This window comes from Myroides sp. ZB35, from assembly GCF_001865835.1.
GTDB lineage: Bacteria > Bacteroidota > Bacteroidia > Flavobacteriales > Flavobacteriaceae > Flavobacterium > Flavobacterium odoratimimum.
This window is the reverse complement of sequence record NZ_CP017769.1, coordinates 3,944,329-3,956,649: the sequence shown is the minus strand read 5'-3', so window position 1 is coordinate 3,956,649 and position 12,321 is coordinate 3,944,329. Positions and strand designations below refer to the sequence as shown.

Genomic DNA, 12,321 nt, shown 5'->3' with positions numbered 1-12,321 from the left:
AAAATGTAAGGCTACCTCTAAGAAGGTAGCCTTACTTTATTTGTTTAGTTTAGAATAGATCACCGTATCTAAGAATTGACCATCAAAGAACCAGTTTTCTTTTAAATGACCTTCTTTTATAAAGCCGCATTTTTCAAGAACTTTCATAGAACCAATATTCTCTGGATCTAAGAGCGCTTCTATAGAATGTAATTTCATGGTAGAGAAGCCATAATGTACGATGGCTTGAAGAGCTTCAGTTATATAACCTTTTCCATTATACTGGGGCAAAGACATATATCCTGTTTCTGCTCTATAGTGCTCTAGTTTCATACGATAAAACCCGATGGTGCCAATCATTGTACCTTCTTCTTTTAGTGTGATTGCCCAATTAACACATTCTTTAGCTGCCATTCTTTCATCTATAGAATGGATATATTGTTTTATTTCTTCTTCTGATTGTGTAACAGGTACAGGGATATACTTCATCACTTCTGGGTCTGTACGCATGGTGTACATCGTATTTAAGTCATTTATATCTAAACGTCTAAGAATAAGTCTATCTGTTTCGAGTATAGGAAATATGGTTAAGTCTATATTTAGCATGTTTTTTGAATTGGTTTAAAAACAAATCTAAATAAAATATGGCATAGACTTGTTGTCTATGCCATATTATATCATTTTTAATAAGTAGGTTCTATTTAGTTACTTCATCTATCAAGTAGAAGATAGACTTAAAGTTTACACCTCCATATTCTGTTAGCCCTATTTCACACGTACGACTGGTAGAGAATGCATCCTTCGCATCAGTAGGTATTTGTTCTTTTAAGTGTCTATTACCATGTTTATTTAATTCAGGGAACGTAAACCCTCTATCTCCTGCAAAGCCACAACAGTTACTATCAATATAGTTTACTTTCTCAGCACACAGCTTAGTCAATTCAAGTAACTTGCCTTCTAATCCTACTTTCTTAACAGAGCATACAGGGAATACACTGATCTCTTTTCTTGGACTCTTAACAGGTAATATAGGCATCACATAATCCAACATAAATTCGATAGGATCGTGCATTTTTAGTTTACCATCTTTATGAGCATCATAGAAGGTATAAAAACAAGGACTCATGTCAAATAATACAGGGTATCTACCATCCTCAGTAGCTTTTAATAAAGCAAGTTCTAATTCTGAGGATTTAGTATGTCCTTCTTCTTTCATTCCTTTACTGCTAAATGGCATTCCGCAGCACATATTATTTACGTTTTCTGGGTATATAATGGTATATCCAGCACGTTTAAGTAGTTCTACTGTTTTAGCTGTTAAATCCATATCAGATTTAGGATAGTCATTAGATTTACCCATTGTTCTATTAATGCATGAAGGGAAGTAAACTACTTTTCTATCTTGTCCAGGATTAACGATAGGTTCTGTTATTTTATGCTTATTGCCTTTAGGCATGGCTACATTCCATTGTGGTATTTTATTACCAGACATCTTACGCATACCACTTGACACACTAGTCATAATCTTATTCCCTAAGATATTTTGGAATACCCCAACGGTGTTTAATGCCTTACGCCCCATGGCAGTAACGCGTTCCATATTTTCTACAAAATACTCAGCATTTTTTCTGTCTTTGTCCGTAATAGCGCTATGACGAATATCTTTAATGTATTTACCCGTATCTATTTTTACAGGACATGCTAAGGCACATAGTCCATCTGTAGCACATGTTTCATCAGCATAGTAATGAGCACTATTTACTAAGTTCTCTAACTCTTCTGTATCTTTCCCTATAGCTTGTAGTCTTGCTATTTCTCTACCTACCACGATACGTTGTCTTGGTGATAGTGTGAGCCCTTCTGATACACAGTGTGATTCACAGAATCCGCATTCGATACATTTATCTACTATTTCGTTAGTAGCAGGAGAAGCTTTGAAGTTCTCTAAATGAACATGAGGATTAGCATTGATAATTACACCTGGGTTCACTAAGTTATGTGGGTCAAAGATTGCTTTGACTTTTAGCATAATGTCATAAGCTTGTTTACCCCATTCTTTCTCTACGAAAGGAGCCATATTTCGCCCTGTTCCATGTTCAGCTTTTAATGAACCTTCAAATCTATCTACTACTATTTCTACCAACCCATCCATTAATCGAGCATATCTGTCTATTTCTTCTTGAGTAGAGAAATCTTGTGAGAATACTAGGTGTAAGTTTCCTTCTAAGGCATGCCCGAATAGTACTGCATCATGGTATTGTAATTCTGCAAACAAATCTTTCATGGCAATACACGCATCGGCTAATTTCTCTACAGGAAAGGCAACATCTTCAATAATACAAGTAGTACCTGTCTTTCTCAATGCTCCTGTCGTAGGTAACAGACCATTTCTAGCCTTCCAATTGAATGCGTATTGTTGAGGTTCTGAAGTAAACTCAAAAGGTTTATAAGTAGGAGTAGAAGCAATTGCCTCTCTGATTTGTTGTTGTTTAGTTGACATTTCAGTTTCATTCTCTGCTTGTGCTTCGACAAGTAAGATACAAGCCGTTTCTGGTAATGTCTTGAAATATTCTGGGGCAAGAGCTTCATCTTCGATAGATTTAATACTATTTCTATCTAGTAACTCTACTGCCGCTACAGGGCTTTTCTTTAAAAAAGGCACTGCTTGACAGGCTTTTTCTATCGTTTCAAAAATCATTAATGTACACGCTTTGTGTTTGTAATTAATGACTGTATTATACGTAATATCAGAGATAAAGGCTAATGTACCCTCAGACCCTATCATAATATGCTTAATGATTTCATAAGGATCGTGATAGTCTATAAACGCGTTAAGGCTATATCCTGTGGTATTTTTGATTTTAAACTTGCGCTCTATTCGGTCGTATAACGTGCGATCTGTGTAGATAGCGTCCCTTAAACGCTCTATTTCTTTGATGATTTCAGGGTGTTTCTCAGCGAATTCTTTTTTGCTTTCTTCGCTTGCTGTATCTAATACGGTTCCGTCATAAAGAACAATCTTAATATCTGCAATTGTATTATAAGAGTTCTGCGAAGTACCACAGCACATTCCACTAGCATTATTAGCGGCGATACCACCTATCATTGCGGCATTGATAGAGCCAGGATCTGGACCAATCTTACGTCCATAAGGAGCCAGGATAATATTAGCTCTTCCTCCAATAATACCGGGCTGAAACTTCGCTTGAAGCCCATTGTTTAAGATTTTATATTTTTTCCATTGATGAGTAGCCACCATCAAGACAGAATCTGTTACTGCCTGTCCAGATAGACTTGTTCCTGCCGCTCGGTACGTCACCGCTACATTGTGCCTTGTAGCAGTCTGTAGAGTAGCTACAGCTTCTTGGTGATTGTGTACTTGAACAACTATTTTAGGAACTAATTTATAAAAACTAGCATCAGTACCATACGCTAATAGTTGAATCGGATTAGTGATAATTCTATCAGAATCTAAGTGATTAGCTAGTTCTTCTTTGAACTTTTGGTATTGTAATGGTAACATATTTCTATCTTTTTTAATATGCTACAATTTACAAAACATATAAAAAAGATAAGAGTGGAACGCTTTGTTTATACTGGATTTAAATAAGATGCGGTAGTTGGAGGTATGGTGATGAATAATGTTTAAATTATAATGTTTCGAGATTGCTAGGGGTTTTCTTGAGGTATTCTTGCACCTTTCTTCGAGAAAAATGCCTTCTGGGCTAGGAAACCCCAAGGAATCTCCTAGAAAACCTCAAGAAAGTGCAAGGAAAATAGGGCTTGGTTGGTAGAGAAAGATTAGTAGAGATTACTTAGAAGGACTTTTTTGTAAACTGTTTTGACCTAATTGGTTAGTGTTAGAAATAACTATTGGAAGGCCATCATAAAAAACAAAAAAAGACCGCTATGAAATCCAAGGTTTAAATACTACCTTTGCACAAAATTTAGACACACAACAACACAAAGTCATTTAGTATGTATAAAAGCATTATTAAGCCTATATTTTTTAGGTTTGACCCAGAGAAAGTGCATCATTTTACCTTCGGTGCTCTTAAATTCGTGAATAGTATTCCTGGTGTATCCGCACTTATTCGCGCCAATTGTCAAGTAAATGACCCTAGATTAGAGAGAGAAGTATTTGGATTAAAGTTTAAGAATCCAGTAGGTCTTGCAGCAGGTCTGGATAAGGATGCTAAGTTATACAGAGAATTAGAAAACTTTGGTTTTGGTTTTATAGAAATCGGGACTCTTACTCCAAAAGGACAACCTGGAAATCCTAAAAAGAGATTATTCCGTCTAAAAGAAGACAATGGTCTTATCAATAGAATGGGATTTAACAATGGAGGGATAGAAGAGGCTATTGAGCGTCTAAAGAAGAATAAAGGAACGCTGATAGGAGGGAATATTGGGAAGAACAAAGTGACTCCTAATGAACAAGCAAATGAAGATTATGAAATCTGTTTTGAAGCGTTGTTTCCTTATGTAGATTATTTCGTGGTAAATGTGAGTTCACCTAATACACCTAATTTACGTGCATTACAGGATAAAGAACCACTGAAAGCGTTACTTCACGGATTACAAGTTAAAAATAATCAGAAAGAGGCTCCTAAACCTATTTTACTGAAGATAGCACCAGATTTAACAGATGATCAGTTATTAGATATTATAGAGATCGTTACAGAAACAAAGATAGCTGGAGTGATCGCTACGAATACTACTATCGATCGCAGTAATCTGAAGTCTATTCATCAGCAGGAGACAGGGGGACTAAGCGGAAAACCTCTGACAAAGAGAAGTACAGAGGTTATTCGATTCTTATCTGAGAAGAGTAATAAAGCATTCCCTATTATCGGTGTGGGAGGTATACATTCTGCAGAAGATGCGATAGAAAAACTAGAGGCAGGAGCAAGCTTAATTCAGCTTTATACTGGCTTTATATATGAAGGACCAGGCTTGATTAAAAAGATTAATAAGGCCATATTATCTAAATACTAGAATTAATTATGTCAACAGAAGTATTATATACTTTTTTTATAACTTGTTTTTTATTGATTATTACTCCGGGGCCAGATATTCTATATGTGGTTTCGCAAAGCATTACCAGAGGGCGTAAGTATGGATATGCGGTAGTGGTAGGACAGGTAGGAGGTTTATTATTCCATTTATCATTATTTGCTTTTGGAATCTCCGCTTTAATTACGCAATCTGAATTACTGTTTAAAGGTGTTAAGTTATTCGGAGCCTTATATCTATTCTGGTTGTCTTATAAAGTATTTCAGGAAGAGAATGTAATCATCATTGATGAATCTACTTCTGGGCAAAACGATAAGACTTTTATGGGATTTGTCAGAAAAGGATTGTTGATGAATGTATTAAATCCAAAGGTTATGATGTTCTTTTTGGCTTTATTCCCAGGGTTTATTACAGAAAGTGCAGGGAGTGTACAGAAACAAGTTTTTGTACTAGGTACCGTGTTTATTACAGAGGCAGTAGTCATTTTCTTTATCATCTGTACTATAGCAGCTAAGCTGACAGATTATATGAGAGATAATAAATATGTCAATATATTTTTAAAGTGGCTTCAAATCATCGTTTTTAGTGGATTAGCAGTTTTTCTACTAGTAAGCTAAGAAGAAAATAATAGTAAAAAAGGTTCTAAGGATAATATCTTTAGAACCTTTTTTTATTTTTAGGAACTCTATGTGTCAGATAATCAATAGAATGTTGTTTGAGTATGTTGAGTAAATAAAATAAAGAAAATCACATTGTAAAATTGTGGCTTTTCATTTATATTTGGATTATATGAAACCAGCAGTAAAAATTATAGAATGTCCTCGTGATGCCATGCAAGGCATTAAGATGTTTATCCCAACAGAAAAAAAGGTACAGTATATACAGTCTCTTTTAAGAGTGGGGTTTGATACCATAGATTTTGGTAGTTTTGTTTCTCCTAAGGCTATTCCTCAGATGCAGGATACAGCTGAGTTGTTAGCTCAGTTAGACTTGAGTAAGACAGAGAGCAAGTTATTAGCTATTATCGCAAACACGAGAGGTGCAGAACAAGCTGCTGAGCATAAAGAAATTCAGTACTTAGGATTCCCTTTTTCTATATCTGAGAACTTCCAGATGCGTAATACACATAAGACTATTGCAGAATCTATTGTTACCTTAGATGAGATATTGAATATCGCGACTAAGGCCGATAAAGAGGTTGTGGCTTATCTATCAATGGGTTTCGGTAATCCTTATGGAGATCCGTGGGATGTAGATATCGTAGGGGATTGGACTGAAAAGCTGTCAAAGATGGGAGTGAAGATTCTTTCATTATCGGATACGGTAGGAAGTTCTACACCAGAAGTGATAGATTATTTATTTAGCAATTTGATTCCAGCTTATCCTAATATTGAGTTTGGAGCACATCTACACACTACTCCTGATAGTTGGTTTGAGAAGATTGATGCGGCCTATAAGGCTGGATGTCTACGTTATGATGGTGCAATAAAAGGTTATGGGGGATGTCCAATGGCAAAAGATGATTTGACTGGAAATATGCCAACAGAGAAGATGTTGAGCTACTTTACAGCAAATAAGGTAGATACGAACTTGAGTGCTATGTCATTTGAAAGCTCATATAATGAAGCTTTAAAAATATTTAATTTTTACCATTAAAGTTTTTTATTACATAGAAAAATAGTAAATTTGCGTGCAATTCAACGACATTGCACATGAAAGCACACACAACTAAAATCATCGGTCAAGGACTTACTTACGATGATGTATTACTAGTTCCAAACTATTCAGAAATACTTCCAAGAGAAGTTAGTTTAAAATCAAAATTTTCTAGAAACATTACTTTGAACGTTCCTGTAGTATCTGCTGCGATGGATACTGTAACGGAAAGTGAAATGGCTATTGCTATGGCTCGTGAGGGGGGAATCGGAGTGATTCACAAGAACATGACTGCTGAAGAGCAAGCAAAAGAAGTAAGAAAGGTAAAAAGAGCTGAGTCAGGTATGATTATAGACCCAGTAACTCTTCCTCTTACAGCTACTGTAGGTGATGCGAAAAAGGCAATGGCTGAATTCGGAATCGGAGGTATTCCAATTGTTGATGACAATGGGCTTCTTAAAGGAATCATTACGAATAGAGATATGCGCTTCGAAAAACAAAACGATCGTGCTATCACAGAGGTAATGACTAAAGATAATCTAGTAACTGCTGCTGAGGGTACTACTTTAGATCAAGCAGAAGAAATTCTTCAAGAGAAAAAAATCGAAAAATTACCAGTAGTTAATGCTGATAATAAATTAGTAGGATTAATCACTTTTAGAGATATCACTAAACTTACTTTAAAACCAAATGCTAATAAGGACAAGTTCGGTAGACTACGTGTTGCAGCTGCTTTAGGAGTAACTGCTGATGCTGTAGATAGAGCTAAATTATTAGTACAAGCTGGTGTAGATGCATTAATTATAGATACTGCACATGGTCACTCTCAAGGAGTGGTAGGGGTATTAAAAGCGGTAAAAACTGCTTTCCCTGAAATCGATGTAGTAGTAGGTAATATCGCTACTCCAGAGGCTGCTTTATTCTTAGTAGAGAATGGTGCTGACGCTGTTAAAGTAGGTATCGGACCTGGATCTATCTGTACTACACGTGTAGTAGCAGGGGTTGGGTTCCCACAGTTCTCAGCTATCATGGAAGTAGCAGCTGCTCTAAAAGGAACAGGTGTACCAGTGATCGGTGATGGAGGTCTTCGTTATACAGGAGATATCCCTAAAGCGTTAGGAGCAGGAGCAGACTGTGTAATGCTAGGATCAATGCTAGCAGGAACTAAGGAATCTCCAGGTGAAACTATTATCTTCGAAGGAAGAAAGTTCAAAGCTTACCGCGGAATGGGATCTGTAGCAGCTATGAAGCAAGGTTCTAAAGATCGTTACTTCCAAGATGTAGAAGATGATGTAAAAAAATTGGTACCAGAAGGAATCGAAGGTAGAGTACCTTATAAAGGAGAACTTAGCGAGAGTATGTTACAGTTCATAGGAGGTCTTAGAGCAGGTATGGGATACTGTGGTGCTAAAGATATTCCTACATTACAAGAAGTGGCTAGATTTGTTCAGTTAACTGCTTCTGGTATTGGAGAGAGTCACCCTCACAATATTACGATTACTAAATCTGCACCTAACTATTCTAGATAGTGTTAGATGGTATGTTACGGATTACAAATTCGCAACAACCTTAGAGATATAATTAAAATAATAGGGCTATTTCGTACGAAATAGCCCTATTATTTTTTATAAGATAAGTGAGTAATTATGCTTTTATAGTATCTACTAAACGTCTTATTTTAATATTTAATACAACATAAGTAAGAGATACAAATGGTGAAATAATATTAAAGAATGCGTAAGGAGCATATGTCATTGTATCAATTCCTAGTACTCCTGAGTGATAAGCCCCACAAGTATTCCAAGGAATTAGTACTGATGTCACAGTCCCTGAATCTTCTAGTGTTCTACTTAAGTTCTCAGGCGCAAGTCCTTTATCCTTATAGGCTTTAGAAAACATTTTACCAGGTATTACTAATGATAAATATTGTTCAGAAGCAGTTAAGTTTACAACAACGCAACTTGCCATTGTGCTTGCGAATAATCCAAAAACTGACTTTGCTATGCTCAATAGGGTTTGTGTTATTTTCTTTAAAGCTCCAATAGCTTCCATTGCTCCACCGAAGAACATTGCACAGATAATTAACCATACTGTGTTTAGCATGCTTTTCATTCCTCCTGCTTCGAATAAGCTATTTAAACTTTCCATAGGAGATAGAATAGCAATATCTGTAGTGATGGCATTCATAATTCCTTTATAGGCTGTAACTGGTGTCAATGAAGTTCCTTCTCCTACAAAGGCTACTATATCTGGCTGAAAAAATAGAGCGAATACAGCTCCTAATAAGGTTCCTAAAAGTAAAGCAAGTATTGGTTTCATCTTTTTTAATATTGCTCCAATTACGATGACAGGAACTAAGAATAACCAAGGTGTAATATTGAATGTCTGGTCAATTGCCTGTAATGAAGCGGACATATCTATGGTCTCAGGTACATCAAGATTAAAACTGATTATGATAAATATGATTAAGGTTAGTACATAGGTAGGGATAGTAGTGAACATCATATATCTTATATGAGTAAACAAATCTGTACCAGCCATAGCAGAGGCTAGATTAGTAGTGTCTGATAGTGGAGATAACTTATCTCCAAAGTATGCTCCTGATATTACAGCACCTCCAATAAGCGCTAGATCAATACCCATCGCATTACCTATACCTACTAGAGCAATACCTACTGTAGCAGATGTGGTCCAAGAACTACCTGTCGCTAGGGCAATAATGGAACAGATAATTACTGTCGCAGGTAAGAATATATGAGGTTCTAAAATCTGTAAACCATAGTAAATCATTGTCGGAATAATACCACTCAATAACCAGGTTCCTGATAAGGCTCCTACTAATAACAGTATATAGATAGCTCTAGTGGTCTCTCTAACGTTCTTAGTGATTTTTTTAATAATATCTTCGTAATCGACTTTATTGTATAGACCTATTCCGATTGCGATAAGCCCACCTATTAATAGAACGAATTGGTTAGAGCCAGCTAAGGCTGCACTACCATAAACGAATACATTAGTACCTAATAGTGCAATAAGGACTATCATAGGGATTAGAGATTGTAATAAGGTTATTTTTTTGGATTTGACTTTAGTTTCAATATTCATGATTGTTTTATGTTGTTTGTAAAGAGCTTGAAGATACATAAAAATCAATAGAATTTAATATCTGTACAATATTATTTAGAATAAAACTACATATTGCCGTTTTATTGCTAATCCTTTAAAGTACGGCTTTTGTGTGAGAAGTGTTTATAATGAATATGTTGTAATAAAAAAGCCTCATAAAATTAATTATGAGGCTTTGTCTTATAGGCTGATAATTTTATTTTATAGGTTCTTCATCTCTTGGAGGACCTATTTTTGTATAATTTATTTGAACAAGTTCTAATTGACCATTTATACTTACCCTAGTTACTAAAGAGAGCTCGTTTTGTTCTACTTTGACAATTTGTCTTTTGTCATTAACACTTTCAAAAACAATAAAATCATCAGAAACGTTACCTAACTTAACTTTAGGTTTTATTTCATTACTATAATATTGAACTAATTTGACTGATTCAAGTTGATCTGTGAAAACCTCTAGTTCTTCATTTTTATTAAATGTACCGATTTCAGTGTATTTAACTGTACTACCATCTTTTAATCTGATAGTGTTAGATTCCCATTTTCCAAAATAAGTTTTTACTGTGATTCCACTGTCATTACTACAGCTAGTGAATAGAATTGTAGTTAAAAGGAAACAACTGATAGATAATAGTTTTTTCATTAGTTTATGATGGTTTGTTATTTGTGTGGAAATATATAAAAAAAATGAATTGAATGTTGTAATAAAATATAAAGCCCCATAAAATTAATTATGAGGCTTAGTGTATTAACTAATATTAGTTTATTTATTTGAAGTGTAAGTGACAGTTACAGGTAATGTTGAACCTCTCATTGTATAGTCATAAGTAAGAGATAATTGACCTTTAACAATACCATTAATCTTACGTGGAGTATAATTCTCTTTTTCGAAAGTAATGATATTACCTTTAATTGTTCCTTTAGTAATAACAGGTTCTTTTTTGTTTTTGAAGTATTCAGTAAGAACAGCAGTATTTTCTGTTAATACTAAATTATCAGGTTGATTTACTGCATTATCACCAGGCATATCGGTATAGTTATGAATCATTTCTGTTGTTCCATAAGTATAAGACAATTCGTGAGAAATCCAAGTACCAATGTATTGAGTAGGGTTAGAATTACCATAAGTAACAGTTACAGGTAATGTTGCACCTCTCATTGTGTAATTATAGGTAAGTGATAATTGCCCATTAACAATACCATTGATTTGACGAGGAGCATATCCTTCTTTATCAAAAGTAATTATATTGTTTTTAACCGTACCTGTTGTAACTACAGGTTCAGAAACATTTTTAAAATATTCTGTAAGTGTAACTTTATTATTAATAATGACTAGTTTATCTGTTTGATATACGGCATTTTCACCAGGCATTTCAGTATAGTTATGAGTCATTTCTGTTGTCCCATAAGTATAAGATAATTTATCTGCATACCATGTTCCTTCAGCATTTATCTCAGATCTAATAGGAGCATTGTCATCGTTAGAACATGCTGTGAAAGATAGAGTAGCACTTACGAAAAGTACTAAAGCCATTAATTTTTTCATTGATATTAAGTTGTTAGTTTTTTGTTATTATTTAAAACCTTTTACGCTTTTGTCGTAGATTTTATCTTTGTCCTCTTTAGAAAGGTCTTTTCTGTATTGGAATAATGCCGCTTCCCAATCTCCATAACCTGTATTAGGTAAAACAATAAATTTCTTACCAAACTGTTCTCTATTGTTTCTTACATTCTCTATTCTCTCTTCTTGAGTCTTTTTATCCCAAAGCGTAGAGAAGTCAGATAAGTTATCTCCTAAAAGCATTACGATTTCGTGAGTTTCGCTTAATTTTTGGCGTCTTGCCTCTTTACTAGACTCAGCAGTTCTAACGATAACGTGTGTATCATCTGCATAAGGATAGTTATACTTTACTAAGTTTTTCATAGTACCAGGTTTGTCATTCTGGTTTCTATTTGTGATATAGAATACTTCTACACCTTTAGACTTAGCATAGTTAAAGAACTCTAAACTTCCTAATAGAGGAAGAGCTTCTCCTTTAGAAGTCCATTCTGTCCAAGTTGCTTGGTCATAAGATTTACCTTCTCTAGCCATTTGTACAGCATAAGGAGAGTTGTCTAAGAAAGTTTCGTCGATGTCAGTAACAATAGCAAGAGGCTTATTGTGTTGTTCTGTAAGAATGCGATCTAGTTGCAATGTAGCAATATTGAAAGCCTGAGCAGCTAATGCTTGATATTCAGCAGCATTTTGTTGAAATACAGCTGAGTATAACTTTCCATTTACTTCAATGTTGTTTAAGGCGTTTTCTGATGTTGTAGTTGTTCCTTGTGGTACTGACTTACATGCAGTTAAAGCTGTAAAAGCTAAAGCTGCTATTAGAAAAGATCTTTTAAGCATGTGTTTTATTATTTTCTGTTACAAGCACAAAAATACAATAATAATCTGGAAGAGAGCTACAGTTAGAGGAATACAGCTTAGTTAGCCTTCTTTAAAAATTGTTAAATAAACAGAAACGAAAAACAAAAAGGGAGTTTATGATTAAACTCCCT

10 protein-coding genes are annotated in these 12,321 nt (G+C 34.8%); 4 read left to right on the top strand and 6 right to left on the bottom strand.

The genetic code is table 11. The annotated features are described in order from the left end of the window. Positions 1 to 36: 36 nt before the first annotated feature. On the bottom strand, positions 37 to 585 hold the full coding sequence (locus BK054_RS17565) for a GNAT family N-acetyltransferase (protein WP_006258471.1): 549 nt from the start codon (positions 583 to 585) through the stop codon (positions 37 to 39). A 91-nt stretch (positions 586 to 676) separates the two neighbouring features. Next, positions 677 to 3,502: an FAD-binding and (Fe-S)-binding domain-containing protein gene (locus tag BK054_RS17560; RefSeq protein ID WP_006265779.1), complete on the bottom strand. Its 2,826-nt coding sequence runs from the start codon at positions 3,500 to 3,502 to the stop codon at positions 677 to 679. Between the two features lie 455 nt (positions 3,503 to 3,957). Here BK054_RS17560 and BK054_RS17555 point away from each other — a divergent pair, with 455 nt between their 5' ends. The 4 genes from BK054_RS17555 (at position 3,958) to guaB (ending at position 8,180) form a co-directional block, all read left to right on the top strand. Next, positions 3,958 to 4,977 carry a quinone-dependent dihydroorotate dehydrogenase gene (locus BK054_RS17555; protein ID WP_006261705.1) on the top strand — a complete coding sequence of 340 codons (1,020 nt, stop codon included), beginning with the start codon at positions 3,958 to 3,960 and terminating at the stop codon, positions 4,975 to 4,977. A gap of 8 nt (positions 4,978 to 4,985) precedes the next feature. Next, positions 4,986 to 5,612, top strand: coding sequence for a LysE family translocator (locus BK054_RS17550; RefSeq protein ID WP_006264175.1), 627 nt, complete (start codon positions 4,986 to 4,988; stop codon positions 5,610 to 5,612). A gap of 172 nt (positions 5,613 to 5,784) precedes the next feature. Continuing rightward, the gene (locus tag BK054_RS17545; RefSeq protein WP_036471599.1) at positions 5,785 to 6,651 is read left to right on the top strand and encodes a hydroxymethylglutaryl-CoA lyase; all 867 of its coding nucleotides are present in this window, start codon (positions 5,785 to 5,787) and stop codon (positions 6,649 to 6,651) included. A gap of 56 nt (positions 6,652 to 6,707) precedes the next feature. Then, complete coding sequence (guaB, locus tag BK054_RS17540; protein ID WP_006258466.1) at positions 6,708 to 8,180, top strand: IMP dehydrogenase; 1,473 nt, start codon at positions 6,708 to 6,710, stop codon at positions 8,178 to 8,180. A gap of 115 nt (positions 8,181 to 8,295) precedes the next feature. Here the strand turns inward: guaB and nhaC are convergent, their stop codons facing one another. From nhaC to BK054_RS17520, 4 genes are all read right to left on the bottom strand, one after another. Next, positions 8,296 to 9,795: a Na+/H+ antiporter NhaC gene (gene nhaC, locus BK054_RS17535; protein WP_006261702.1), complete on the bottom strand. Its 1,500-nt coding sequence runs from the start codon at positions 9,793 to 9,795 to the stop codon at positions 8,296 to 8,298. Between the two features lie 178 nt (positions 9,796 to 9,973). After that, entirely contained in the window at positions 9,974 to 10,417 is a 444-nt protein-coding gene (locus BK054_RS17530; RefSeq protein WP_006258464.1) for a hypothetical protein, read from the bottom strand. 120 nt (positions 10,418 to 10,537) lie between these two features. Then, entirely contained in the window at positions 10,538 to 11,320 is a 783-nt protein-coding gene (locus BK054_RS17525) for a hypothetical protein (RefSeq protein ID WP_016361636.1), read from the bottom strand. A 27-nt stretch (positions 11,321 to 11,347) separates the two neighbouring features. Further along, positions 11,348 to 12,169, bottom strand: a complete 822-nt coding sequence (locus tag BK054_RS17520; RefSeq protein WP_006265778.1) for a 5'-nucleotidase, lipoprotein e(P4) family — start codon at positions 12,167 to 12,169, stop codon at positions 11,348 to 11,350. Between the last annotated feature and the right edge of the window lie 152 nt (positions 12,170 to 12,321).

Coding starts and splice junctions, on each gene's coding strand:
- BK054_RS17545 (WP_036471599.1), top strand. CDS start 5,785: ATGAAACCAGCAGTAAAAATTATAGAATGTCCTCGTGATGCCATGCAA.
- BK054_RS17560 (WP_006265779.1), bottom strand. CDS start 3,502: ATGTTACCATTACAATACCAAAAGTTCAAAGAAGAACTAGCTAATCAC.
- BK054_RS17565 (WP_006258471.1), bottom strand. CDS start 585: ATGCTAAATATAGACTTAACCATATTTCCTATACTCGAAACAGATAGA.
- BK054_RS17525 (WP_016361636.1), bottom strand. CDS start 11,320: ATGAAAAAATTAATGGCTTTAGTACTTTTCGTAAGTGCTACTCTATCT.
- BK054_RS17530 (WP_006258464.1), bottom strand. CDS start 10,417: ATGAAAAAACTATTATCTATCAGTTGTTTCCTTTTAACTACAATTCTA.
- nhaC (WP_006261702.1), bottom strand. CDS start 9,795: ATGTATCTTCAAGCTCTTTACAAACAACATAAAACAATCATGAATATT.
- BK054_RS17550 (WP_006264175.1), top strand. CDS start 4,986: ATGTCAACAGAAGTATTATATACTTTTTTTATAACTTGTTTTTTATTG.
- guaB (WP_006258466.1), top strand. CDS start 6,708: ATGAAAGCACACACAACTAAAATCATCGGTCAAGGACTTACTTACGAT.
- BK054_RS17520 (WP_006265778.1), bottom strand. CDS start 12,169: ATGCTTAAAAGATCTTTTCTAATAGCAGCTTTAGCTTTTACAGCTTTA.
- BK054_RS17555 (WP_006261705.1), top strand. CDS start 3,958: ATGTATAAAAGCATTATTAAGCCTATATTTTTTAGGTTTGACCCAGAG.